The following is a 25,056-nucleotide window of genomic DNA, read 5'->3' as shown; positions in this document are numbered from 1 at the left end:
GAGCATTATCCTCTGCAAAAATTTAACTCAGCACCACCCGGGGTGCTGAGTTAAAAAGGATGGGTTCATTAATTTTGCCGGTTTATTGGGCGGAGCCCAGTTGAACCCATGCTTGTTCGATTTCGGTCACGGCTTGGTCCTTCGTTTTGCTGCCGCCGATGTAAGCTTGCATGATTTCACCGAATTTTTGGTGGAACGTATCCAGCGAGTAGTTAATCGCCAGATCGCCCGAAGGTTCGGATTGCAAAATTTCGTTCATTTGCTTCGGCATATCCAGCTCCGGAAGCGGAGCGTCCTTGATCGGCGGAATGACCTTCGCTACGTTGGAGAACCAGCTCTTGCCGTAATCGGAAGTATACAGCCAATTGAAGAATTCGATCGTTTCGTTGACGACGGCGGAATCCTTGTTGATCCGCAGCGCCTGGTCGGCGCCGGTGATGATCGTGGCTTGCTCCGGTTTGTCGCTGACCGGATATCCGGCGATCCCGATTTTAATGTCCGGGCTGATTTTCTTGATCGCTTCTTCGTCCCATGCGCCTTTACCTACCATGATCGCCGCCTTGCCGGTGGCGAAGTCGCTGATTTGCGCGTTGCTGTCGCGTTCCAGCGGTTTGTCGGTGCCATGTTTAACCGTTTTGTCAACGAAGTCAAAGAAGTTGTTGTAAAGCACCGGATAATCCTTGATTTTGGCGTCGCCGGCGATAAAGCTGTTCACCAGGTCCTTCGACGTTACGCCCTTGTCTTGAGCCGCCGCGTTGACGAAATGCTGGAATACGTGTTTCCATACCCACCATTCTTTATAGGCGTTGGCAAACGGCTTGATGCCTTTGGCTTCCAGCTTCGCGATAGCGTCGTCCAGTTCGGCCGTCGTTTTCGGGAAGGTTGTGATGCCGGCTTGTTCAAACAGATCTTTGTTGTAGATCAGCGAGAACAGATTGCCTTTAACCGGAAGGCCCAGCACTTTCCCGTCGGAAGAGGTCATGTTGGCGCGAACGGCGTCCGTCATCGCTGCCGCCAGCGGCTGATCCGTCAAATCGGCGCTGTATTCGGCAAACGTGTCGATATCTCCGCCGGCTGTCGTTTGGAATACGTCCGGCGTGCTGCCTGCGGCGATTCTCGATTTCAACACCGTATTATAGTCGGACTGCATGATTTCCAGGTTGATCGTAACGTTGGGCTTCACTTTTTTGTATTCAGCGATATAGGCGTTAAAAGCGTCGGTATATTCCGGAGAAGCCGTAAACATGTTGATCGTGACCGGTTTGGAATCATCCGTTGTGCCGCCGTTCCCTGCACCCGCGCCATTCGTTCCGCCCCCCGCGGCATTGTTTCCGCCGCCACCGCAAGCGGACAGCAGACCCATGAGCAGCACAAGGCTGAACGACAGGGCCAAGATTTTCTTCTTCATTCGTAACGCCCCCACTTTCTTGTCGTTGTTCATTCTTTGAAAGCAGTTTCACGCTTTCTATGTTCCTTATTCTAAAGAAAAGGTGCAGCGATAAAAATGTAGATAAGTGGTGACTTAAGGGTAAAAAAGTGGAGTGATCGTCCAGTTCACTTTTTGACCCCTTCCTCCTCTTTCGACCGGTATTCCGTCGGCGATAACCCGCAGTAATTGCGGAACGCTTTGCTGAAATAATTTTTGTCCTTGTAGCCGAGCATTTCGGAAATCTCCTGGATTTTCAGGGAAGGATCGTCCAGCAGCTCCTTGGCCTTGTCCATGCGGACCTTTTGCACGTATTCGTGGATGCCGTACCCGTACTGCTGTTTGAACAGCTTCATTAAATACTCGCGGCTTAAGAAGTATTTTTCGGTGAACATGGAAATTTTAATGTCTTCAAAATAATGATTGTCGATGTACTCCTTGATGTCGTCGACCTGAAACGGCCGGTTGGCCGCCAGCAAGCGGCGGATTTGTTCGTGATAGTACTCCGTCAGCCGCAGGAGCACTTCTTCGTATTCGTCGAAGCCGGCAAAATCGGTCCGCAGCCCCAGCGCGCGCAGCGCCCTTTCATCGCCGGAACGCGGCAGCGCGTCCCCCGGCACGCCAAGATCCAGGGCCATGTCGCTTAAGAGGACGACGATCTCGCGCAGCGTCCGGTCGGCCGCCCCGATGCTGAACGCGTCCGCAGCTTTGATCTTCTTGGCAAAATCCCCCATGACCGATTTGGCATGATGGAGATTGCCGGCTTCCAGCGCCCCGCGAAGGAGCGGCATCCGGCCGGTGAAAGAGTAGATATTCTTCGCGGCAGCTCTCCCCTTGTCGCCGATCACGGCCATTCCCTTCAGCTTTAATAGGTCGATGGCCAGGATCGAACTGACCGCCGTCTCATAGGAATCGGCCAGTTCCATGATGTTTGGGCTCGAAGGGCCGATCCCTCCCGCTGCCTGTAAACCAAACAGCTCGCTTAGGGTATTGATGATCTTGCGCATCATTTTTTCCGCGCGGAAAGCGACTTCTTCGGGATAACCGCCCCCCGCGGTATACACCGCAATAATCTCGCGCTCCTGCTTCGGATTGGCAAAGCTGAAGCAGAGCATGTCGCCCCCGCCCACGTCGCTCACCACATTGGCCACCGCAAAATAAAGCAGCTCGGTATCGCTGTTGAACCGGCTGTCCCTGATGGCTTCCATATTCATGATCCGCAGCACCAGCGCGCCGAAACGGTTCAGGGGATCGTCCGCCCCGATCAGCGGCAGGAACGCCCGGTTGCTATGTTGTTTGAAGCTTCGTTCAATGATCGATAGATAAATTTTCTCCTTCAGCTTCGGCAGCGACATATTAAACGCAATGTTGCGGGTAATCGATTCGGTTTTCAGCTGCCGCTTGGCGTTTAGCAAATCGATGCCTTTGCGGAGCGCCTGGTTGAGATCATGCCGGTTAATCGGCTTGAGCAAATAGTCCAATACCCTGGAGTGAATCGCCTGACGGGTGAACTCAAAATCGTTATAACCGCTAATCACGATCGTCAGCAGCTCCGGGTAATCGCGCTCCACGATTTTTAAGAACTCGACGCCGTTCAGCTCGGGCATTTTCATATCGACCATCGCCAGGTCGGGCTTGTGCCGCTCCAGCATGGCCAGTCCGGTTTTGCCATCCGTCGCTTCCAGCACTTCGTCAACCTCAAGGCCTTCCCAATCCCCTAAAATCCGGATCGCCTCACGGAGCGGTTCTTCATCGTCAATGATCAACACTTTATACATGGCTGCTGCCTCCCCGCGGTATCATCATTCGCATTTCCGCGCCGCCATCGCCGCTGCGGACCACCAGATCGGCGTCTTCGCCATAAAGCAGCCTGAGGCGCGTGTACAGGTTTTTGAGTCCGATGTTGTCACCCTCCTGGTCCTCCCATTCGGCGTGAAACGATTTGAGGATTTCCTCCAGCCTTTCCAGGGAAATCCCCGGTCCGTTATCCTGCACGGAAATTATCGCATGCGTATCGGCCAGTTCCGCCCGAATCACAATCGTAATGGCGCTCGACACCTTTTCCAGGGCATGCTTGATCGAATTCTCCACCAGGGATTGAATGGACAGCTTGGGGATCTGCAGCTCCATCAGCGATTCGTCCCATTCGATCGTCACCTGAAGGCGGCTGCCGAATCTAGCTTTTTGCAGCGCCAGATAACGATCGATATGTTTAAGTTCTTCCCTAGCGTTTACGATATCTTTTCCGCTTATGCAGTATCTGAGCGTCAAGGCCAAGGCATCCACCATATCGGCGACCTCGTCGTCCCCGCTTTTCAGCGCTTTGGTCGAGATCGCCTGGAGGGCATTGTACAGAAAATGCGGGTTGATTTCCGCCTCTAACGCTTTCAAAATCGCGTTTTTCTCCACCAGTTTCATCTTGTAACGCTCATTGATCAAATCGTTGGTCCGCCGCACCATCCGGTTAAAATGCCTGGACAAATAGGCGATTTCATCCCTGCCCTTGACCGGGATTTCCGCGTCGAACGTGCCTTCGCTGAAACGTCTCATCCCATAGGACAAGTCTTTCAGCGGTCTCGTGATCGCACTCGAAAGGAGCGTAACCAGAACGACCGAAATGAGCAAAAAAATGCCCCCGATGAGATAGCTCAAATCCCTCGTCGTCGTCGCCGCGGCGTAAATGTTGCGGTAAGGAATCGGCTTGACCAATTTCCAGCCTTCGTCCGGGAGCACGTTGTATACAATCAGATACTTGGTGCCGTCCTCGCTCGTCCAGGTTAATGGCCGCATGTCGCCGTCCTTGCCGATCTGCCTGAGCCAGGGGGCGTTCTCCACCTGCTTCAGAAACTCCGGATCGTCGACGTGAAACGGCACGTTGTCGGCATCGAGGTACAAAAGATGCTCCCCTTCTTCAAACGGGATATCCCGCAAAATTTCGTCCTTGCCGGCCGGCTTTATATAGAAGGAAATAACCGCTTTCGGGTCGCGGGAAACGAGCGAGCGCAGCACGCGGTGATATCCCATGAAGCTGGGCTCCTTGCTCATGGCGTACCCCGACTTGGCCCCGGGAACGATAAACGATTGAAACGAACGGTTGTGCGGGCTCTCCATGGCCTGCTTGTACCACGGCTGGTCGGGAATCCCCTCCTGGTAGCTGACGCGCACCGTAATGTTATAGGCTTCGCGGGTGATCGAATAATATTTCTTCTGATCGATGAGGTAGAAATAAATGCTTTCCAGATCGTCCCGCGAGTAGAACAGGCTCCGCAAATAATTTTCCAGATACATTTTGGACGAATAATCGTTTTCCTCCAGCTTAATCGCCCGGATGATCTCGTCATAGCGGATTTGCGGCAGGGACAACTGCTCGATGCCGGACAAATAATCCTCGAGGTTCTGGTTCACCAGCTTCAAATTGTTGGTCGTGCTGGCGATGCTGTGATCGACCGATTCTTTTTCGAGCATTTGATAGGAGATGACGGTCAGCGAGCCTACCACAAGAATAATAATCGTCGTAAACAGCAAAATAAGCTTATTGACCAATCGGCGCGAAACCCGGTCTTTAAGCGACAATGTCAAACGTTTCAGTCGGCTGAACATATTGCCCTCATTTCTATGACTGTGTAAGTTGCCTGTCCCGTTCTATTCCCTAGTTCAAAATATAAGTCATGACCCGCGCTTAACGCCAGTTCACGTTTTTACCCTTAACTGTTTTCTTAAATCCATTTTGGCGTGAAAACGGTTGATTTATAATCATTATAGCCGAATCACCTTATATAAACTATCGTTGCGAAAAAGAGGTGCATTATGTTGAAACTTGGGAGAAAACGCGCCGAGAAGCTGGAGTTCGGAATATTTACGCTGCCGATCCTTATTTCGGTCATCGCTGTGTTCTACTATCCGTTTATTATGACCATTCGCTACTCCCTGACCAAATGGAACGGGATTTCGAAGCACCCTAAATTTATCGGACTCGATAACTTCAAACAGATCTTCATGGGCGACGCCAACTTTACGCACGCCGCCTGGTTTACGGTCAAATACATGATTCTTTACATCGTTTTGATCAATGTGCTGGCGATTTTGCTGGCGCTCGTGCTGGACATGAAGCTGAAATCGACCAACTGGCTGAGAGCGGCCTTCTTTATTCCTTACATTCTTAGCTTGGTAATCGTAGGGTTTATCTGGAAGTTCATTTTCATGCAAGGTTTCGAATCGCTGGGGCAAAGCACCGGTTGGGGGGTATTCGCGCTAAGCTGGCTGGGTGAACCCGGACTAGCCTTTATCTCCGTGCTGTTCGTCTCGATCTGGCAATCGATCGGCTTCTACATGGTTATCTACATCGCCGGTTTGCAATCGGTTCCAGACGATTTGAAGGAGGCGGCCACCGTCGACGGGGCCGGACCGGTCCGCCGGTTCTTCAACGTCACGCTGCCGCTGCTCGCGCCGTCGATCACCATTTCCGTGTTTATGGCGCTGACCAACTCGATCAAGGTATTTGACGTGATCCTGTCGCTGACCGGCGGCGGACCCGGCGGCACCACATACAGCGTCGCTTACGACATCTACCGCGATACGTTCCAGAACAATCTGTACGGTTACGGCACGGCCAAGGCGCTGATTTTGTTCGTGGCGGTGCTGATCATCACCATTATTCAATTAACGCTCTTCAAACGCAGGGAGGTTGAGGCATAATGACTAAAAACAGAGCGGGGCGTTTTGTCCTGGAAATCGTTATGGTCCTCCTGTCCATTTTGTTCCTGTATCCGTTGTTCCTGACCATCATCAATTCGCTGAAAAGCTTCCAGGAGGTCATGACCGACGTAATCGCTTTGCCGAAACGGCTTGCTTTTGAGAACTACAGCTACGTGTGGGAATTCATCAACTACCCGCGGCTGTTTCTGAACAATGCGGTCATTACGATTCTCGGCCTGGCCGGGATCATCCTGATCTCCTCCATCGCCGCTTACAAGCTGGCCCGCACGAAATCGAAAGCCAGTTCGATCATCTATATGCTCTGCATCATGCCGATGCTGATACCGTTCCAGTCGATCATGCTGACGGTGCTGCAAATGGCCAAAAACTTTCACCTTTCCGACAGCACCTGGGGGCTGGGCATTTTGTACTGGGGTTTCGGCGCTCCGCTCGCCCTGTTCATCTACCACGGCTTCGTGAAAGGGATTCCGAAGGAAATCGACGAAAGCGCCACGATCGACGGCGCCTCCGGCTTCCGGCTGTTCTTCAGCGTGATCTTCCCGCTGCTGAAGTCGGTTACGACTACGATCATCATCATCGACGTGATGTGGATCTGGAACGACTTCCTGCTCCCGCTGCTCATGGTCAATGGCTCGCCGACGACCAAAACGCTGACCCTGGCCGCGTACACCTTCGTCGGACAATACACCTCCGACTGGCAGTACGCGATGACCGCCATGGTGATGGCCGTGCTGCCTTCGATCATCGTGTTCATCTTCCTGCAAAAATACATCGTCAAAGGCGTGGTCGCCGGCGCGGTGAAGGGCTGAAAGTGGTTTATAAGAACCCCCGGAGCGGATGCTCCGGGGGTTTGTTGGGTTGGGGGCTGGATGTGAGTAGATGTGAACTGGACGGGGGCTCGGCGTGGGCTGGATGTGTGCTGGACGAGGCTGGATATAAGCTGGATGTGTGCTGGATGTAAGCTGGATGTAAGCTGGATGTGTGCTGGTCGGGGGCTGGACGGGGCTGTCATCGCTCCGCCATCATGATCATTGCGGCAACTTGCCTCTTTATGCGGCCCTTGCCGGTTCCTTCCCCGGACTCCCTTCCGGGGCTTGCGAAAAATAGCGGTAATTTAGGACGTTATGTTGAGAATCTCTAGTTCCCGTTATGAAATAGAGGTATTTTATGTCGTTATTTTCCAAAAAGGTCCTGATTAGCCACTGATTCAGCCACACTGCCCGAATATAGCGACATTTTTTTCCTCTACTTTTCAGTTTGCTCACGTGATAGAGAAGATAGAGGCATTATTTTCCGCTATTTCGCTATTTGATGAAGGGGGTTGAAGGGAGAGCATTACTGTGACAGCATTCCCCATTCTAGCTATGATGAACGTAAACAAAAGACAGCCCTCCATATTGCTACATCTCGTAGGTTAAAATGGATAGTGAAAACCAAACCATTTCAGAGCTACATAGCAAAGGAGAGCTGATACTATGCAGTCTACCACAAAATTCGTCGGTTTAGATGTATCCAAAGAAAAAATTTCGGTTGCTATTGCAGATGCAAGCGGTGAAACTCCTCGCTATTACGGGAGCATTCCTCACACCCCGGCGGCGCTGCGCAAGCTGATCAAAGAACTGGGACCGGCCGAAACGCTATCGTTTTGTTATGAGGCAGGTCCGACAGGTTACGAAACCTATCGCTGGATCACCTCCATGGGAGCCCATTGCGTTGTCATTGCTCCGTCGCTTATTCCCAAACGCCCTGGTGATCACGTGAAGACGGATCGACGGGACGCCGAGCAGCTTGCCCGTCTGTTTCGTGCAGGAGAATTGACTCCTGTCTACGTCCCGGAGCGGGAAGACGAGGCTTTGCGGGAGTTGGTTCGCGCCCGGGAGGCCGCCAAAGAGGACACGCATCGGGCACGCCAGCGGATATTGAAGTTCCTGCTCCGCCATCACATCGAACCGCCGGCTACGATAAAGCGTCGTTGGACCCGGAAGTACCGTTCCTGGCTGGAGCAACTGACATTCCCTTATGAGCCCATGCAAGTAGCCTTCGACGAGATGCTCCATACCTTAAATGAGATCGAGCAGCGGATGGGGCGTTTGGAAAAAGCCTTGGTTCAGCAAGCCACGGTCGGCTCCAAGGCAACTCTGATTCGGGTGCTTCAGTCCCTGCGTGGGATTGGACTACTGACGGCCGTCACTCTAGCTGCTGAGATCGGTTCATTTACTCGCTTCCGCTCCCCGGCCCAACTCATGGCGTATTTAGGGTTGGTTCCTCGTGAGAGTTCAACCGGCCTGAGTACTCGGCGCGGAAGTATGACCAAAGCCGGTAACGGGCGCTTGCGCCGATCCTTGGTGGAATCCGCCTGGAGCTACCGTCATCGGCCTGCGGTGAAAGGAGATCTCGCCAAGCGTTTGGATGGCATGCCGGCCGATATACAACTGTTGTCGTGGAAAGCGCAAGAAAGATTGCATTACAAATACCGTCATCTCATTTTTGGAAAGAACAAACACAAAAATGTGGCCGTAGGCGCGGTGGCCAGGGAGCTAACCGGGTTCATATGGGCTGTTGCTCGAACGGTGGAACAACCGGTGGCTAACTAACGCCCCTTCCGTCCCCTTTGGGGAGACGCAGGGAGCGTTGCCCCCTGCACCCCCCACACTCGCCGTGAGGCGTTCCTCATTTCCAATGAGGAATAGGAAAAGTGTTGATTTGAACCTAACCGCTTGTCAAGAAAAGCGCTTGACAAGCTCACGCCTGAGCACGAGGCCCGGGAGCAAACGAAGGTTCCGGGAGAGAATTTGCGTCAACCGTTTGCACTAGGTGAGTAACTGAACGTGCGCTTCTAGCTTGCAAGAGCTCTCCTTGACGAAGGCATAACATGTGGTACCAACCCACGGATAGCAGCGTGCCGACCGTCGCTCGCATTTTTGCTCTCGCGCCACGTGCTCAGGCACCTCTCACACGGAGGGCTTGACAAAAACGTTCATAGCAACGGTTGTCACAGCCGCTATTTGCCCCAATAAGGCGGTTTTCAAATTCTAACGGTTGCCATGCGCTTATTGGGCAGAAAACCGGCTATTGGGGCTCAGATTAAAGCAAATAACGGCGCTCACAACCGTTAAAATTTAGAAGGTGGCTTTTTTCGTAAAATAGTGCCTGCTGCAACCGTTAGAATTCCGGCAGAATGTAATACCCGCCCGCAAATGTACCGGGGATTTTGCGTAAGCGTCAATGCGACGCCAGCTCAGGAGAAGAGTACCTAGCAAACTAGTAGCCTGCCAACTTACGGCCGTTTTGTTATAGGTTCGCCAATACTGCGTTTCCAATCTAGTCTGATACCGTTCATGCGCTTCCCGTATGGGCTTTTGTACCCTTTTCCTTCAAATTCGTTATAATAAAAATTAGGCTCCGCTCAAAAGCATTTATGCGAAGCTTGTTATCCGAAAATGAAGGGAGACCTGCTTCATGCCAAATTCATCTCATGACCGGAAAGGTCGTTTATCCGATATTCCCGTATCCATCCTGGACCTCGCTCCGATCACCGTCGGCAGCACGGCCGCCGAGTCGCTGCGAAACTCGCTTGATCTGGCCCGGCACGCGGAAGACTGGGGATATCACCGCTACTGGCTGGCCGAGCACCACAGCATGCCCGGCATCGCCAGCTCGGCGACGGCGGTCGCGATCGGCCATATCGCCGGCGGCACGGCCAAGATCCGCGTCGGCTCCGGCGGCGTCATGCTGCCGAACCATTCGCCGCTCGTCGTAGCGGAGCAGTTCGGCACGCTGGAGTCGCTGTATCCCGGGCGGATCGATCTCGGCCTGGGGCGGGCGCCAGGCTCCGACCCGGCGACCTCGCAGGCGCTGCGCCGCGGTCCGGGCAGCGACGGCCAGGACTTCCCGGAGCGGCTCGCCGAGCTCCGGAATTACTTCCGGCCCGCACCCGGCTCCTCGCTGGCGGTGCGGGCCATCCCCGGCGAAGGCCTGGACATCCCGATCTGGCTGCTCGGCTCCAGCGGCTTCAGCGCGCAGCTGGCGGCCCAGCTCGGTCTGCCGTTTGCCTTCGCCAGCCATTTCGCGCCGGATTATATGCTCCCGGCGCTCGATTTGTACCGCGGCCACTTCCGCGCCTCGGAAGTGCTGGCGGAGCCATACGCGATGATCGGCGTCAACGTGATCGTGGCCGATACCGACGAAGAAGCGCGGCGGCTGGCGACATCGCAGCAGCAGCAGTTCCTCAACCTGATCCGCCGCCGCACCGGAAAGCTGAACCCGCCGGTCGACCACCTCGACTGGTCGCTGCAGGAGCAAGCGCTGATCGAGCGGCAGCTCAGCTGCTCCGCGATCGGCTCGCCGTCCACGGTGCGCGATCAGCTGCAGCTGATCCTCGAGCAAACGAATGCCGACGAAATCATCGTAGCCGCGCAAGTCTACGATCATCAGGCTCGTTTGCGCTCCTATGAGCTGCTGGCGGAAATTTGCTCTTTATAATCCGTCGGGCTGTATCCCGTGTACTCCTTAAACACTTTGGAGAAATAGTGTTGATCGGTAAACGACAGCAGATCCGACAGCTCCTTGAATTTCATTTCCGGCTTGCAGGCCATCAGCCTGCAGGCCTCTTTGATTTTCAGGCCAGTATAGTACTGCACGAATGTGGCACCGGTAAATTTTTTGATCACTCGGCTGACATAGGAAGGGCTTACATGAAATTTCGCCGCGATATCGACCACCGACAGCTGGGAATACATATTCATTTTCACGTATTCGTCCATCTGCGCAAACAGTTCCTCGCCGCTTTTTCGGCTATGCGCTTGCAGCATATCGAAGCACTGCCTGGTCCACTCCAGCAGCTCACGGCCAAAATCGCCGTAGCTCTCCGCCTCGAACAGCTGCTTCGCTTTCACCTCCAGGCCGAGCCGGAGGGCCGTGCCCCGCTCCTCATACAAATGAGCGAACGTATCGACCAGCAGCCCGACAAATCGCTCCAGATCCGCAAGCCGGACGTTCTCCTCTCCCCATTTGGCCAGTTGTTCCATCAGTTTAAGCGCAAACTGCTCCTTGCGGCGCCCGCGGATCATATCCGCGAAACCGAACGCCACATGCGGCTCCATCCCGACTTCCCCCTGCTTCGCATCAGGAACGGGAAGTCCCGTATCCAGCACTCCCCCTTTCATGATCCGCTGCCGCTCATTCAGGATGGACGACACCCGATGGTACAGCTCGGGCAGCTTCTCCGGCTCGGGGGACAGCACCTGCCCTCCGAGCATCGCGTCAATGCCACAATCGTGCAGATGGCGCCGGGCCGATTCCAGACATTCATAAACCGAGGAGTACATGTCCAGCACCGGCCTGTTCACCAGAACAAGAAACTGCTTCGGCGTTTGCGCAGGGAAAACCCAGCAGCGGTGCGGGGCGAAAATCTCCGTTAAGCAAAGCTGGACCTCTTCCCGCGTCCAACGTTCTTCCCCTGCCGTAAACGGCTGGCGGCGCACGATCAGCAGCATCTTCGCATAATGATGAAACTCGTCATCCAAGCGCAAGTCCGCAGCATAACCGGGAGCCACGATATCTTTTAACATCGCCGCATCGCCGGGCGCCCGCTTGTTCAACTCCCCGATCGCCCGGTCCATCACTTCCGCCAGCTGCACGCGCTCCACCGGCTTCAGCAAATAGTCAAATACCTGAAGGTTCAACGCCTTGCGGGTATATTCAAAATCGCTGTACCCGCTGATCAGCACGTATTTCAGCTGCGGACTGATCAGCTTGGCCTGCTCGATCAGCGCGAGCCCGTCCATTTTCGGCATCCGGATATCGGTCAGCAGCAGATGGATCGGTTCCCGCCGCAGCGTCTTCAGCGCCTCTTCCCCGTTGGTCGCCGTCGCCGCGATGCGGATCGGCAAATCCATAGATTCCAGCAGCGTTTTTATGTTCCGCAATATCGGCTTGCTGTCCTCCACGATCATCACGTTATACATCGCCCGTCCCTCCTGTTATGCTCAATAGAAATCCTTCGTCAGCGATCCGATGATTTGCACCGTAGCGCCCGTTTCCCCGTCCGAATGATTGAAAATGTTAAAAAAAAGCCTGTTCTGGTACATCAGCTTCAGCCGGCCCACGCTGTTGACAATTCCCATGTTTCCGATGGCCGACCGGTGGTTCTGAATTTCGCTCACGCCCGCAGCGGACTGCTCAATGTTGTCCAAAATTTCGCGGATTTTGTCCGGCGGAAAGCCGTCCCCGTTGTCTTTGATTTCGACGGCCCACAGCCCGTTAAACTGCTTCACCGTAATTTTGATCCGCCATGGGGGATCCGTGTTCGTGAACGCATGCTCGACGCAGTTCTCTACAAAAGGCTGAATAACCAGCCGCGGCAGCTGGATTTCCCGGGACAATTCGTCCGCTTCGATTTCCCATTCCAAGTCATCCTCATATTTTTGCTGAACGAGAGACAAGTAGTGTCTCGTATGCTCCAGTTCATCGGCCAGTGTCACATGGGCGTAAGGCGACGACACGATATAACGCAGGCTGTCCGAAAGATGCTTGCACATATCGGACACGACCTCCGTTTTTCCCTCCTGGGCGGCGATGCTGATCAAATAAAGGACATTATGGATGAAATGCGGGGCGATCTGGGCCTGGAGCGCGGAATTGCGCGCTTTGACCTCTTCGTGCAAGGCCAGTTTCTCTCGTTCGATCGATTCCTGCAGCCGCTCCATGAGGTCCTGGAAAGCTTCGTTCAGCAGGATCAGCTCGTTGTTTTGCGGCCGGCTGTCAACCTTGACCTTCATATTGCTGTAGTTAATGCGCCAAATTTGGCTGCGGAGCTTGCGGATCGGCAGCAGCAAGTTGCGTGTCGACAAGAAAATATAGACGAACGAAACCACGATCAGCGAGGTAATCAACAGCATCGAAATGTATTGGACCGAATTGACAGGGCCGAGTACGGCCTTTTTAGGCGTCACGATATAAGTGGTCCAGCCGGTTTTTGGCGACTGGGAATAGGCCACGTAGTTATTGAATTTGTCGGCGTAAACCCCATTTCCGGTTAGCCCCCCGGTCAGTACGGCATGGTCCGTATCCGGGCCGGTGCGGGTAATTTCCACGCCTTGCCCGTCAAGGATATAAACGTCTCCTCCGGCGATTCCTTCGGTCATTTTTTCGATATAAGCCTGATCCATTTGAATGGAAAGATAACCGAACACTTTGCCGTTTTGGTTGTTGATCGCGCGGATAAACGATACCGTGTCACCCTCGCGGGTCAACATAAATCCGCTGCCGCTCCACCACCCGCCCCTGCCGCTTTTTCCCAAATAGGTTTCCAGAGTAAGCGGACTTCGCTGAGAGCCGATATAAGAAACGAGCAGGTTGCCCTGTTTGTCGTAAATGATCATGTCTTTGATGGCCATGCTCGGCCCGATCGCCTGAAACATCGTATCCCTAAGCTTTCGCGTGCGATTTAACATTTCGACACCGTTCGCCGGGTCTTTATCCAAAAGGGCAAAAATATCTTTGCTGGACAATATACGCTGCGACAGCTGGTTCTGACCGTCGATGTAAGCATCGACCTGTTCGCTGACTTTGGCCGCGGTCATCCGCGTTTCGCCGACCGTTTTCTCCTTCAGCGGCTTGACTACGATCAGATTGACGTATACGGTAAAGCAGCCGAGCACAAACAGAAGCAGGGCGACAAACGTAAGGAACACCTTCGTTTGCAGGCTGAACTGATATTTGCGCGGTACGGTTTTTACGATCATGGCTGCCGGTTCGCCTCCTCCATCCGCCAGGGCGCAGCTCGTGATGCTCTTTGACTCGTCCTAACTGTACCACGGCCATTCGCAAAATGACAACGGTTTCAAGTTCAGGATTTTACACATCAACTGTCATGTACAGACATGTACCTTGCCTCGGGCAAAATTTATAATCGGATTGTAAACGGATTCAAAACAAACGATTTACGGGGGGATTCATTTATGAACAGCAACCGCAAGAAAAAAATAACGGCCCTGGCCTTGGCCAGCTTGCTGTCCATCTCACTGGCGGCTTGCGGCTCGGGCGGCAGCGGCAGCGGCTCCGGCAGCGCGGCGGGCGGGGAGAACGGCGGAAACGGAGCCGGCGGCAAAAAAGTAACGATCGAGCTGGCCATTTCCAAAAGCTCGCAGGATTCGGCATTTATCCAACAGGATTTGCTGGACGAATTTGAGCAAAAAACGAACATTCACGTCAACCTGCAGCTGATCCCTGCCGAGCAGACGACGACGGTGCTGCAGACCAAATTGGCCGTCGAGGAAACGCCGGACATTATCCAGTACAACCTGGCGAGCGCCACGACCGACCTCAACCTGGAGCGGAACTTCGAAATTCTCGACAACGAGCCATGGGCCGGCCGGATCGTCAACAAGGACGTGCTGTCTGCCAACGGCCATCTTTACAGTTTCCATGTCAGCCAGGACACGGGCATGCAGGGGGTCGTGTACAACAAGCAGATTTTTGAAGACCTGGGCCTGTCGATTCCGAAAAACTTCGACGAGTTCCTGGCCGTGTGCGAAAAGATCAAGGCAAGCGGAATTACGCCGGTATTTATGCCATACAAGGACAATTGGGCCGCTAACATCTGGCCGGCCGCCGCGTTTGCCGATTTCGCGGCCAAAAACGATCCGACGTTCTTCGACGATCTGAACAGCAACAAGCGGAAATGGTCGGATATTCCGGAATTCCAAACGTTCCTGCAGCAGCAGTACGAAGTGTACAAAAAAGGCTACACCAACGCCGACGTGCTCAGCGACAGCTACGACATGGCGGTCGGCAAATTCCTGAACAAGGAAGTCGCGATGATATTTATGGGCGATTGGCTGATCGAAGGGGTGGCTCAGCAGGACCCTTCCATGCGGCTGGGCGTGTTCCCGATCCCGTCTTCTCAAGACGCTAGCCTCGGCGCAAGCCCGCTCGGCGGCCAGCTGTTCATTCCGAAGAAAGCCCCGCATATGGCGGAAGCGAAGAAGTTCCTGGATTTCATGGCTTCGAAGGAAGTGGCGCAAAAAATTGTCGATTCCAAAGGCTACGTATCCAATCTCAGCGACGTCACGACGCCGGAGCTGCCGGAATACAAGCAGGAAATCGTCGACAATTACATTACGCCAAAGAAAACCGTGCTGACGTCGGACGCTTACATGCTGGTTGACCGCAGCGAGCTGTACAGATTGCTGCAGGACCAATTCGCGGGCGGCTTGACGCCGGAAGAAGTGCTTAAAGCCTGGGATGAAAAATTCAGCCAACTGATGAAAGATAAAGAGGTTCCCGGTTTCTAAGGGACGATGGTGTAAGAAGGCAGCATAAAATCTCCGGATTTTATGCTGCCCCAGGCTATGATGGGGGTGTGAGAACATGAAAACAATGAAAAACCTATACTCGTATTATCTGATTTTACCGGCCATCCTGATTTACTCCGTATTTTTCGTGGTCCCGGCGGTGATAGGGTTTTACTATTCTTTTACCGACTGGCGTCTGGACCGGCTGGATATCCACTTTATCGGCTGGGAAAATTTCAGCAAAATTTTCTCCGACAAAACGCTTACCCTGGCGCTTAAAAATACGGTCATCTTCGCCGTCGTCACCGTCGTCGGCAAAAACGTGATCGGCATTTTGCTTGCCGTCGCTTTAAACATGCGCTTGAAAACGAAAAACCTGCTGCGCGCGCTTTTTTATTCGCCTTCCATCCTCAGCATTCTCGTCATCAGCATCCTGTTTACGCCGATGCTGCGCACCGAAGGCACGATCAATCAGATGTTTGAAGCGATAGGACTGCACTCGCTCAGCCAGGCTTGGCTGACCAATCCGCAGCTCGTCATCTGGACGATCGCCGCCGTGTCGATTTGGCAAAGCGCCGGTTTTCAGATGGCCATTTATTTGGCCGGCCTGCAGTCGATTTCCCAGGAATATTACGAGGCGGCCAGAATCGACGGGGCCAGCTCCTGGAAAAGCTTCTTTAAAATCACGCTGCCGCTCCTGCTGCCGGCGATCAATATCAATCTGATGCTGACGTTGATCGGCGGACTTAAAGTGTTTTCGGAAGTGTACGTCATGACGGGCGGGGGCCCGGGCAACGCCTCGCAGGTCGTCGGCACGATCATTATGCGGGCCTTCGGCGAAGGCAACTGGGGGCTCGGCACCGCGGTCAACACGCTGCTGTTCGTGGCCGTGACGATTATCGCCATTCCGCTGCTGATCTTCATGCGGCGTAAGGAGGTCGCAGAATAATGGGATACACGCGCAGACTCGCCATACGCAACTATATCGTCGAAGGCATCTTGATCCTGGCCTCGCTGCTGATTATATTGCCGCTGCTGATTTTGATCTTCGGTTCGTTTAAGACGAGCGCCGAAGTGCTCAGCTTTTCCCTGAAGCTGCCTGAGAAATGGCAGTTCGCGAACTACGTGCGGGTATTTGAAGAAGGCGGTCTGTCCAGGGCGTTCCTGAACAGCGTCTGGATTACGGGGATCTCGTCCATCATCAACATCGTCGCTTCCTCGGCGGCCTCCTTCATTCTGGCGCGCCGGGAGACGAAAGTCGCGGGTACGATTTACATGTACTTCTTCATGGGGCTGATCGCGCCGATGTCCGTGATCACGACGATCCGGGTCGTGCAGTGGATGGGCTTCTACGGCAGCATCACGAGCGTGATTCTCATTTATGCCGCGCTCAACACGGCGTTCAGCGTCTTCCTGTACAGCGGGTTCATCAAAACGATTCCGAAAGCGCTGGATGAAGTCGCTTTTCTCGAAGGATCGAGCGTATTCGGCGTGTTCTTCCGGATTGTCACGCCATTGATCCTGCCGGTGAACGCGACGGTGGCCATCATGGTGTTTATGTCCGTGTGGAACGATATCACGATTCCGGTGTATTTCCTGACCGACAGTTCCACCTGGACGATGCCTTTATCGATTTACAATTTCTACGGCAAATACAGCCGGGACTGGAACCTGATTTTCGCCAACCTCGTGCTGACTTCGCTGCCGGTATTCATCCTTTATTTATTCGGCCAAAAATACATCGTCAGCGGCCTCACGGCCGGCGCGGTGAAGGGATAAGGATAAGCTTCCTGCCTTTGCCGGATAAAGTGCTAACATCCCCTCTAATATAAAAGCGGCAGGCCAGCAACTTCTGTAGAAGTCCGGCCTGCCGTTTGTTTGTTCTTGTTAAGACGCTAAACTGCCTCTTTTATTTCGCTTGAATGTACCCTTCCGCTTTCAGCAGTTCGGCGATCAGCACGGCGCCGCCCGCCGCGCCGCGCAGCGTGTTGTGCGATAGCCCCACGAATTTATAATCGTACAAGGAGTCTTCGCGCAGGCGGCCCGCCGAAATGCCCATGCCGCGTTCCATGTCGCGATCCAGCTTCGTTTGCGGCCGATTTTCTTCTTCAAAATAGGTAATGAACTGCTTCGGCGCGCTCGGCAATTCGAGCTCCTGCGGCCGGCCTTTGAATTGCCGCCAGCGGGCGAGGACTTCTTCTTTCGACGGTTTGTTCTCGAAGGAGATGAACACCGTAGCCAGATGGCCGTCCGTCACCGGAACGCGGATGCATTGCGACGTAATCAAAGGCGCGTTGGCCTTGACGATTTCCCCGCCTTCGATGCTGCCCCAGATGCGCAGCGGCTCTTGCTCGCTTTTTTCTTCCTCGCCGCCGATGTAAGGAATGACGTTGTCCAGCATTTCCGGCCAATCGGTAAAGTTTTTGCCGGCCCCGGAAATCGCCTGGTACGTGGAGACGACCACTTGGGTCGGCTTGAAGTCCAGCAGCGGATGGATGGCCGGTACGTAGCTCTGGATGGAGCAGTTCGGCTTCACGGCGATAAATCCGGTTTTGGTGCCCAGCCGTTTGCGCTGCGCTTCGATCACCTCGATATGCCCCGGGTTGATTTCCGGGATGACCATCGGAACGTCCGGGGTCCAGCGATGGGCCGAATTGTTGGAAATGACGGGCGTGCCGGTTTTTGCGTACGCTTCTTCCAACGCTTGAATTTCATTCTTTTTCATATCGACCGCGCAAAAAATGAAATCGACCCGATCGGCCACTTCATTCACTTTCGAAGCGTCCTGCACGACGATATTTTTGACGGCTTCCGGAATCGGTGTCGCCATTTTCCACCGGCCTTGCACGGATTCCTCATACGTTTTCCCCGCTGAACTCGCACTGGCCGCGATGGCGGTCACCTCAAACCAAGGATGCTGGTCCAGCAGCAGCACAAACCGCTGGCCGACCATGCCCGTTCCCCCGACAATACCCACTTTCAACTTTTGCGTCATCCGGTATCAACCCTTTCCCCATGTCTTTTTCACATATTGATAAATAACTATTCAACCCGGCTGCGTTGGTGTATGGCCATACGCGCAAAAAAATCCCGCCCCCAAGACGATCCGTCTTAGGGACGAGATTTACGCTCGCGGTACCACCCCAAATTCGCCGAAATGTCGCCATTTCAGCCTCTTCGAGTACGGCATCGCCCCGGGCGACGCTTATACTCTAGCTCTGTAACAGGAGCCCCTGCCACACCACCCCCCGCTGTTCGGGTTCCGATGCGGTGCTCTGAGACTTTCTTCAATAAACAACTCTTTACCCCTTTTCAGCAAGCGGGGCTCTCTGGAAAAGAACTCGTCTATCTACTCTTCTCTTCATCGCATTTCATTATTACGTATTCAATTACGTATTTAAAATCGTAAGTCGCATTTCAATGTTGAAATTATATTATCAAATATTAGCCGGAACGTAAACAGGATTGAACAAATTCCCAGAGCGGCCGCAACCTCATTCTCGAAATCCGCACAAAATAGACGCGCACAGGTGGGCCCGGAACAACCGAGATTAGTGCTTGACAAAATAAATTATGATAGCGTTCGTGTCTTAGTATCCCTGCATGCTGCTTTGCACGATTATCCCTCTTGTTCCGGGGGCGAGGGTAGGGGCTAATCACGGTCCTTTCATTTTTCCCGGTGTCGTACCCCATTCCTCCCGTCAGATCTGCTTCACTTCACCTAAACCTCCTTCTCATAAATCTGTCTAACGATCTCGAACTAATGATCTCGAACATGTTTGCTGCTCCCAAACCTATTTTCTTCTCCTGAACTTCCCCTCCTCTCTGCTTCCGGATCAAATGGGATAATCGTGCAAAGCGTCCGGACAGCGGATATTGATCTGCCGATATTTCTTGCCACGATCGCTTACCGGCCCTCCCTGTCAAACGCTGATTATTAGGTTGAGCCAAAATAAGGGCAAAAAATGTCGCTATTCCAGAGATATCCATCCCTTTGAGAGAAATAGCGGCATTTTATGTCGTAATTTTACCTGGTAGGAAGGAAATTACTGGCGTTCTGGACCGTTCACAGGAAAATAAGTACAAAAAATGCCGCTAATGGTGCTGAACACGTTAGGCTCCGGAAAATAAGCACATAAAGTGCCGCTATTTTGAGGGCCAACGGTCCTCATCATTCCAGCAATTGGCTGGTGGTGGCTGACACTTGATGAGTCTATAGGTTGAGCTAAAAATAAACGCAGCTATTTTCGCATAAAGAAAAATTTAATAATTAAAAAAATGTTCTTGCAAATTAGTGCTTACCACACTACCATACAAGTATGGTAGTTACTCTTTAAAAACTAAGCCCACGCTTACGATGCGAGTTTTGCTCGAAGTTGTTTCATGCGGCATCTCACACAAAACTTTCAGGAGGTGATGAAATGAACGACATGTGGCTCCCGCAGCCGGGATCGGCCGGGAACGCGGTGTACGGCCAATTGAAGGAGCGGATCGTCACGCTGGAACTGCCGCCGGGGACGGCGCTTTCCGAAAAAGAGATGGCCGCGGCTTTCAACGTCAGCCGCACCCCTGTCCGGGAAAGCTTTGTCCGGCTGGCCCAGGAGGAGCTGGTGGTCGTTTTGCCGCAGCGCGGCACGCGCGTGTCGCTGATCGACCCGGAGCTTGTGCTGGAAGCGCGGTTTATGCGGGAACAGCTGGAGCGCGCCGTGATCCGGCTGGCCTGCGAGCAGTTCCCGGAGGAAGGCTTAACCGCGCTCGCGGACAATCTGGCCCGCCAGCAGGACAGCATCCGGCGGCACGACAATCACGCGATGTTCGCACTGGACGAAGAGTTCCACCGTATCCTGTTCAGAGGTTGCCGCAAGCTGGGCACCTGGAACGTCATTCAGCAGATGAACGCCCACCTCAACCGTACCCGCGTCCTTTGGCTGACCACCGATCCGCATTGGGAACATTTATACGACCAGCACAAAGCGATGTACGAGGCGATTCTGGCCCAAAACGCCGGAAGCGCCGACCAATTGATGAAGGAACATCTGAATTTGAGCATAGCCAATTTGCCTGTCCTGCAGGAGAGGTATCCGGATTATTTTAAAAAATAAATGGCGGTGATTACATGCGTATGGTATTTCGCTGGTTCGGCGAAGGCAATGACACGGTTTCGCTGGAACAGATCAAGCAGATTCCCGGCGTGGAAGGCCTTGTTTGGGCGCTCCACGACGTGCCGGCCGGAGACGAATGGCCGATGGAGAAAATCGAGGAAGTCCGCAGGCAGGCCGATCGCTACGGGCTCCATCTCGATGTTGTTGAAAGCGTTAACGTTCACGAAGATATTAAGCTGGGCTTGCCAAGCCGGGACGGGTACATCGAAAATTACAAGCGCACCATTGAAAAATTGGCCAAGGCTGGCGTCAAGGTCATTTGCTACAACTTCATGCCGATTTTCGACTGGCTGCGCACCGATCTGCATAAACCCACCGGAGACGGATCGACGGCGCTGTTTTATGAAAAAGCGAAAATTCATAACATCGACCCGTTTGAGCTGGTGCGGACGATCAACGAGAACAGCGCATTAACGATGCCGGGCTGGGAACCGGAACGGCTGGCGCATTTGACCAAGCTGTTTGAAGCATACCGTAATGTGACTGAAGAGGACCTGTGGAAGCATCTGCAATATTTTCTGGAAGCCATACTTCCGGTTGCAGAACAAAACGGCATCAAAATGGCGATTCACCCGGACGATCCGCCGTGGCCGATTTTCGGTCTGCCGCGCATCATTACGAATCAGCAAAATCTGCGCCGCTTCCTGTCGCTTGTGGACAGCCCGTCGAACGGAATTACGCTGTGCAGCGGTTCGCTTGGGGCCAATCCGGAAAACGATATTATCGCCATGATCCATGAGTTCCAGGAGCGGATTCCGTTTGCCCATATCCGCAACGTGCGCGTGTTTGACAACGGCGATTTCATCGAGACGTCACATCGCACCGCGGATGGCACGGTAGACATTGCCGGGATCGTAAAAGCTTACTTCGATAACGGCTTTAACGGCTATGCCCGGCCGGATCACGGCCGCCACATTTGGGGCGAAGAGTGCCGCCCCGGATACGGGCTTTACGACCGGGCGCTTGGCATCATGTATTTGTGGGGTTTATGGGATGCTTATGTCAAGGCCGAGCAAGCAGCAGAGTCCAAGCAATAAGGAGGAAAATGCGATGAATCCACTACCTTCACACCCTTCGCTGGCGGGCAAAACCGCGGTCATTACCGGCGGAGCCGGGGTGCTCTGCCAAGCGATGGCTCATGAGTTGGCCCGCCAAGGGGTTCGCGTCGCCATTTTGAACCGGACAGCGACGAAAGGCGAGGCCGTCGCCGAGCAAATCCGCCGTGACGGCGGAGAAGCCGCGGCCATCGCCTGCGACGTCACGGACGCGGAGAGCGTCAAGGCCGCCGAAGCCGCCGTACGCGAAAAATACGGTCCTTGCGACATACTCATCAACGGCGCGGGCGGCAACCAGGCCAGTGCCAACACGACAAACGAGACTTTTCGCCCCGAGGATTTGGAGAACCCGGAGGTGACGACCTTTTTTGATCTTAGCCTGGCCGGTGTCCGCGGGGTTCTCGACCTCAACTTCACCGGCGCGCTGATCCCGACGCAGGTTTTTGTCAAGGAAATGATCGGCCGGCCGGGCGCCGTCGTGATCAATATCTCCTCAATGAGCTCGGTGAGCCCAATGACCAAAGTGCCGGCCTACAGCGCGGCCAAAGCGGCGATCAACAACCTGACGCAATGGCTGGCCGTGCATCTGGCCGAATCGGGGATCCGCGTGAACGCGATCGCGCCGGGTTTTTTCCTGACCGAACAAAACAAGAATTTGCTGACGAACCCCGACGGATCGCTGACCGAACGTTCGCATAAAATCATCACGCACACGCCGATGCGCCGGTTTGGCGTTCCCGAGGATCTGCTCGGTACGCTGCTATGGCTGGCGGACGCCGACACCTCCGGCTTCGTGACCGGGACCGTGATCCCCGTGGACGGCGGATTTATGGCTTATTCGGGCGTGTAACGGGAAAACACGGTGTTTTTGCCAAGATTGCCCTGGCCGGGTTAGTATAGTGGTGTGGTGATTTATAGCGACGAAAGGATGGTCTCATGAGGTTCAAAGTTTGTTTGTTGGGTTTGCTTCTGTTTTTTAGCATAGTGCCGGCTGCGCTTGCCGCGGAAAACATTCAACTCGACTTCAATGGACAGCTTGCCGATACACCCGCAAGACCCGTGAACAAAGACGGTTCGGTATACGTACCCATTCGCGTTGTTGAGGAAATCGAAGGCTTAACGATCAGCCGTTGGGACCATGCGTCCAAAACCTTAACGATCGCCCAGCGCGGAACGGATGCAACGCTTACCCTGAAAGTCGGTGAAAAAACGGCCAAGAAGGGAGCGAAAACGATCGGCATGTCTCAACCTGCGCAGGTCATAAATAACAGGGTCATGGTGCCTTTGCGATTTGTTGCGGAAGCATTCGATGCCGACGTTGCCTGGAATCCGGCTACCAAGACGGTTTACGTTGCCAAAACGACAGAGCAGCAGAAAAAAAGCCTGCACAGCGGGGATTTGACCGCCGCACGGCTCGCGGCTTTGAATTTGCCGAAAATATCTTCTTTGCCGGACCTTGATTATTCCGGAGACAGCCTGGGGACCTGGAGCATTTATTTTCCTGAGGGAGATTATAAAAGCTTCTTCAGCATCTCGAATCAAGTCATCAGTTATTACCGGATTACCGATAACGCGGCTAAACTAATCTGGGAGGCGGCCTTGGACGCCAAGCAAGGCAAGGAATCCACTTTTTACGCTAAAGGGATCATTAAAGAACAAGGAACTCGCCCGGAAATAAAAACAAATTTAATCTTTTACGATATCTCCACGCACGCCGGGCAAGCGCAATACGGCCGCATCCATACGGATGGAACGGTGGAACAGCTTGGCACCAAAGAGATGAACAATTTGGATGCTCTGTTTCCTATTGAAGAAGAGAACACGGGAGTTTCGCCTCTGCGCTTAGAGGGAACAAACGAGGCAAAATGACGGGACATCGGGTATGAATAGAGGGTTGGTTCCAGGAGAATTTTTCTTGTAACCAGCCCGTTTTTTTCTTCAAGTCAAATACCTTGATCTATAACTGTTCTACCTCTTGTCGATATGTTTGTACTCCCCTTCGGGTTTTCTTTTATTAGATACCCCTTCAACGACCAAATGAGTAAATTGTAAAACTTCCCCGTCCCTAACTCTATAAAAATACGACGCCTCTGGTTCGTCTTTGAATATAACCATTGTTTTAAATAAAGGGGCCTTCCCAACTTTTGTTCTGATGAACTTAATATCTTCATTAAACTTACAGTTTTGCGTACCCACTATACTTCCTCCCAAAACAAAAAAGCAGGTAAATGGGCAAGAAATAACATAGATAATGTTGATGGCTATCTATTCAATATATGGTTATCCAATACGCAATATAATTATTGTTCAAAATTCGTTTGGCAAGCTTTTTTTTTACGGAACAAATAAGGATATTCTTGGAGAAGATATAGACGACAATACCATAAGATATATACTTCCATCGGAAATTAAAGCCTCTGACGAATTAGGAAGCTATACATCTTTTTATCCTAATTAATTAAAGACCCATTGAGGATATATAATAAATGTTTGACATGTCACTTTTGTAAACAAAAAAGGACTCTACCCTCAAACCACGAATAAATTTAGTAACCTAGCTAACAGATTTAACTGGAGGAGAGGTCCTGACATGTCAAGTCACGAAGTGATTTCTCGGATTGCCGTCCGGGAGAAGGCCGTCGCTTTTACGTTTGATGATGGCCCCAACCCGGAATTTACGCCGCAGATTCTCGACATTTTTCGAGAAGCGGGGGCCAAGGCCACCTTTTTTATGATCGGCACACAAATGGAAAAAAGCCTTGGCACCGCGCAGGCCGTGCATGAGCAGGGCCATGAGATCGGAAATCATACTTACACGCACCCTGCTATGCCTGAAGTCAGTCCCGATGAATGCCGCCGGGAACTGGCGCAAACGGAGGAACTGATCGTGCGGGTGACCGGTTCGAAACCACGCGTGTTTCGGCCACCGTACTTCGCTACCAACGCCGAAGTGGCCGCGATGGCGGCCGGCGAATTCGGCTACCACTCCATCGGGGCGGTAAACGGCGCAGCTACCGACTGGGAGATGCCCGGGGTGCGGCACATCGTCGATAAAACGCGGGAAGCGTTGACGCCGGGCAGCGTGCTGCTGTTCCATGACGGCTTCGATGACCGCTCACAAACGGTAGAGGCTGTACGGATTCTCGTCTCTGAACTGACGCGTAAAGGATACCGGCTTGTTACGGTGAGTGAACTGCTTGAAATGAGCGAGGACGCTTATTAGGGGAGCCGCGAGCCAGCCGACGGAACAGGGGCCAGGGGGGCAGGGCCCACGCAAGGGCCTCCCTCTTTCTCATATTGGAAAAATCCAATAGATTGACGGAAACCGAACGCTATTGGGAGCACTCATTGGAAATATCCAACAGAATTCGCTTAAACCTCCCGTTATGCGCCCTTCCGAG

At 53.3% G+C, this 25,056-nt stretch carries 19 protein-coding genes and 1 other annotated feature; of the genes, 12 read left to right on the top strand and 7 right to left on the bottom strand.

Translation table 11 applies throughout. The annotated features are described in order from the left end of the window. Nucleotides 1–82 precede the first annotated feature (82 nt). The 3 genes from DYE26_RS25705 to DYE26_RS25695 all read right to left on the bottom strand — a co-directional run bounded on the left by DYE26_RS25705 (nt 83) and on the right by DYE26_RS25695 (nt 5,026). Nucleotides 83–1,408, bottom strand: coding sequence for an ABC transporter substrate-binding protein (locus tag DYE26_RS25705; protein WP_036619070.1), 1,326 nt, complete (start codon nt 1,406–1,408; stop codon nt 83–85). Between the two features lie 146 nt (nt 1,409–1,554). Next, nucleotides 1,555–3,204 carry a response regulator gene (locus DYE26_RS25700; protein ID WP_036619069.1) on the bottom strand — a complete coding sequence of 550 codons (1,650 nt, stop codon included), beginning with the start codon at nt 3,202–3,204 and terminating at the stop codon, nt 1,555–1,557. Further along, entirely contained in the window at nt 3,197–5,026 is a 1,830-nt protein-coding gene (locus DYE26_RS25695) for a cache domain-containing sensor histidine kinase (protein ID WP_036619067.1), read from the bottom strand. Before DYE26_RS25695 ends, DYE26_RS25700 begins: the two co-directional genes overlap by 8 nt. Before the next feature lie 207 nt (nt 5,027–5,233). Between DYE26_RS25695 and DYE26_RS25690 the strand changes: the two genes are divergently transcribed. The 4 genes from DYE26_RS25690 (at nt 5,234) to DYE26_RS25675 (ending at nt 10,624) form a co-directional block, all read left to right on the top strand. Next, the gene (locus DYE26_RS25690; RefSeq protein WP_036619066.1) at nt 5,234–6,121 is read left to right on the top strand and encodes a carbohydrate ABC transporter permease; all 888 of its coding nucleotides are present in this window, start codon (nt 5,234–5,236) and stop codon (nt 6,119–6,121) included. Next, nucleotides 6,121–6,951 (top strand): carbohydrate ABC transporter permease, encoded by an 831-nt coding sequence (locus DYE26_RS25685; RefSeq protein ID WP_036619065.1) that lies wholly within the window; start codon nt 6,121–6,123, stop codon nt 6,949–6,951. Before DYE26_RS25690 ends, DYE26_RS25685 begins: the two co-directional genes overlap by 1 nt. A gap of 666 nt (nt 6,952–7,617) precedes the next feature. Then, complete coding sequence (locus DYE26_RS25680) at nt 7,618–8,736, top strand: IS110 family RNA-guided transposase (RefSeq protein WP_036619064.1); 1,119 nt, start codon at nt 7,618–7,620, stop codon at nt 8,734–8,736. Nucleotides 8,737–9,601: 865 nt separating this feature from the next. After that, complete coding sequence (locus DYE26_RS25675; protein ID WP_036619063.1) at nt 9,602–10,624, top strand: LLM class flavin-dependent oxidoreductase; 1,023 nt, start codon at nt 9,602–9,604, stop codon at nt 10,622–10,624. On the opposite strand, the gene DYE26_RS25670 is transcribed toward DYE26_RS25675, so the two are convergent. Together DYE26_RS25670 and DYE26_RS25665 are read right to left on the bottom strand one after the other, a co-directional pair. Further along, entirely contained in the window at nt 10,591–12,108 is a 1,518-nt protein-coding gene (locus DYE26_RS25670; protein ID WP_036619062.1) for a response regulator, read from the bottom strand. The two genes, DYE26_RS25675 and DYE26_RS25670, sit on opposite strands and share 34 nt — an antisense overlap. A gap of 21 nt (nt 12,109–12,129) precedes the next feature. Then, entirely contained in the window at nt 12,130–13,887 is a 1,758-nt protein-coding gene (locus tag DYE26_RS25665) for a sensor histidine kinase (protein WP_051985208.1), read from the bottom strand. Between the two features lie 216 nt (nt 13,888–14,103). Between DYE26_RS25665 and DYE26_RS25660 the strand changes: the two genes are divergently transcribed. The 3 genes from DYE26_RS25660 (at nt 14,104) to DYE26_RS25650 (ending at nt 17,217) form a co-directional block, all read left to right on the top strand. Further along, nucleotides 14,104–15,438 carry an ABC transporter substrate-binding protein gene (locus DYE26_RS25660; protein WP_036627372.1) on the top strand — a complete coding sequence of 445 codons (1,335 nt, stop codon included), beginning with the start codon at nt 14,104–14,106 and terminating at the stop codon, nt 15,436–15,438. Between the two features lie 76 nt (nt 15,439–15,514). Then, nucleotides 15,515–16,387: a carbohydrate ABC transporter permease gene (locus tag DYE26_RS25655; protein WP_036619060.1), complete on the top strand. Its 873-nt coding sequence runs from the start codon at nt 15,515–15,517 to the stop codon at nt 16,385–16,387. Next, nucleotides 16,387–17,217, top strand: coding sequence for a carbohydrate ABC transporter permease (locus tag DYE26_RS25650; protein WP_036619059.1), 831 nt, complete (start codon nt 16,387–16,389; stop codon nt 17,215–17,217). The genes DYE26_RS25655 and DYE26_RS25650 overlap by 1 nt, the downstream gene beginning before the upstream one ends. Before the next feature lie 130 nt (nt 17,218–17,347). Here DYE26_RS25650 and asd read toward each other — a convergent pair whose 3' ends face one another. Beyond that, complete coding sequence (gene asd, locus DYE26_RS25645; protein ID WP_082207629.1) at nt 17,348–18,433, bottom strand: aspartate-semialdehyde dehydrogenase; 1,086 nt, start codon at nt 18,431–18,433, stop codon at nt 17,348–17,350. A 115-nt stretch (nt 18,434–18,548) separates the two neighbouring features. After that, nucleotides 18,549–18,812, bottom strand: a binding site (T-box leader). Between the two features lie 1,047 nt (nt 18,813–19,859). Between asd and DYE26_RS25640 the strand changes: the two genes are divergently transcribed. The 4 genes from DYE26_RS25640 (at nt 19,860) to DYE26_RS25625 (ending at nt 23,524) form a co-directional block, all read left to right on the top strand. Continuing rightward, a complete protein-coding gene (locus DYE26_RS25640) occupies nt 19,860–20,540 on the top strand; it encodes a GntR family transcriptional regulator (protein ID WP_036619058.1) in 681 nt (226 codons plus the stop codon). Nucleotides 20,541–20,554: 14 nt separating this feature from the next. After that, nucleotides 20,555–21,637, top strand: a complete 1,083-nt coding sequence (gene uxuA, locus DYE26_RS25635) for a mannonate dehydratase (protein WP_036619057.1) — start codon at nt 20,555–20,557, stop codon at nt 21,635–21,637. Between the two features lie 13 nt (nt 21,638–21,650). Beyond that, the gene (locus DYE26_RS25630; RefSeq protein WP_036619056.1) at nt 21,651–22,505 is read left to right on the top strand and encodes an SDR family oxidoreductase; all 855 of its coding nucleotides are present in this window, start codon (nt 21,651–21,653) and stop codon (nt 22,503–22,505) included. 104 nt (nt 22,506–22,609) lie between these two features. Then, nucleotides 22,610–23,524: a copper amine oxidase N-terminal domain-containing protein gene (locus DYE26_RS25625; protein ID WP_164815228.1), complete on the top strand. Its 915-nt coding sequence runs from the start codon at nt 22,610–22,612 to the stop codon at nt 23,522–23,524. Nucleotides 23,525–23,623: 99 nt separating this feature from the next. Here DYE26_RS25625 and DYE26_RS25620 read toward each other — a convergent pair whose 3' ends face one another. Further along, complete coding sequence (locus DYE26_RS25620) at nt 23,624–23,851, bottom strand: hypothetical protein (RefSeq protein WP_051985207.1); 228 nt, start codon at nt 23,849–23,851, stop codon at nt 23,624–23,626. 394 nt (nt 23,852–24,245) lie between these two features. Between DYE26_RS25620 and DYE26_RS25615 the strand changes: the two genes are divergently transcribed. Next, nucleotides 24,246–24,878, top strand: a complete 633-nt coding sequence (locus tag DYE26_RS25615; protein WP_036619054.1) for a polysaccharide deacetylase family protein — start codon at nt 24,246–24,248, stop codon at nt 24,876–24,878. Nucleotides 24,879–25,056 lie beyond the last annotated feature (178 nt).

Origin of the sequence: Paenibacillus macerans (assembly GCF_900454495.1) — a bacterium.
GTDB classification, from domain to species: domain Bacteria; phylum Bacillota; class Bacilli; order Paenibacillales; family Paenibacillaceae; genus Fontibacillus; species Fontibacillus macerans.
Note: the sequence above shows the minus strand (reverse complement) of the source record. Positions and strands in the feature narration are given on the sequence as shown.

Bases quoted from the DNA above. Each gene is read 5' to 3' on its own strand.
- DYE26_RS25680 (WP_036619064.1), top strand. From the start codon at position 7,618: ATGCAGTCTACCACAAAATTCGTCGGTTTAGATGTATCCAAAGAAAAA.
- DYE26_RS25640 (WP_036619058.1), top strand. From the start codon at position 19,860: ATGAACGACATGTGGCTCCCGCAGCCGGGATCGGCCGGGAACGCGGTG.
- DYE26_RS25695 (WP_036619067.1), bottom strand. From the start codon at position 5,026: ATGTTCAGCCGACTGAAACGTTTGACATTGTCGCTTAAAGACCGGGTT.
- DYE26_RS25675 (WP_036619063.1), top strand. From the start codon at position 9,602: ATGCCAAATTCATCTCATGACCGGAAAGGTCGTTTATCCGATATTCCC.
- DYE26_RS25655 (WP_036619060.1), top strand. From the start codon at position 15,515: ATGAAAACAATGAAAAACCTATACTCGTATTATCTGATTTTACCGGCC.
- DYE26_RS25690 (WP_036619066.1), top strand. From the start codon at position 5,234: ATGTTGAAACTTGGGAGAAAACGCGCCGAGAAGCTGGAGTTCGGAATA.
- uxuA (WP_036619057.1), top strand. From the start codon at position 20,555: ATGCGTATGGTATTTCGCTGGTTCGGCGAAGGCAATGACACGGTTTCG.
- DYE26_RS25615 (WP_036619054.1), top strand. From the start codon at position 24,246: ATGTCAAGTCACGAAGTGATTTCTCGGATTGCCGTCCGGGAGAAGGCC.
- DYE26_RS25685 (WP_036619065.1), top strand. From the start codon at position 6,121: ATGACTAAAAACAGAGCGGGGCGTTTTGTCCTGGAAATCGTTATGGTC.
- DYE26_RS25705 (WP_036619070.1), bottom strand. From the start codon at position 1,408: ATGAAGAAGAAAATCTTGGCCCTGTCGTTCAGCCTTGTGCTGCTCATG.
- asd (WP_082207629.1), bottom strand. From the start codon at position 18,433: ATGACGCAAAAGTTGAAAGTGGGTATTGTCGGGGGAACGGGCATGGTC.
- DYE26_RS25665 (WP_051985208.1), bottom strand. From the start codon at position 13,887: ATGATCGTAAAAACCGTACCGCGCAAATATCAGTTCAGCCTGCAAACG.
- DYE26_RS25660 (WP_036627372.1), top strand. From the start codon at position 14,104: ATGAACAGCAACCGCAAGAAAAAAATAACGGCCCTGGCCTTGGCCAGC.
- DYE26_RS25650 (WP_036619059.1), top strand. From the start codon at position 16,387: ATGGGATACACGCGCAGACTCGCCATACGCAACTATATCGTCGAAGGC.
- DYE26_RS25670 (WP_036619062.1), bottom strand. From the start codon at position 12,108: ATGTATAACGTGATGATCGTGGAGGACAGCAAGCCGATATTGCGGAAC.
- DYE26_RS25700 (WP_036619069.1), bottom strand. From the start codon at position 3,204: ATGTATAAAGTGTTGATCATTGACGATGAAGAACCGCTCCGTGAGGCG.
- DYE26_RS25630 (WP_036619056.1), top strand. From the start codon at position 21,651: ATGAATCCACTACCTTCACACCCTTCGCTGGCGGGCAAAACCGCGGTC.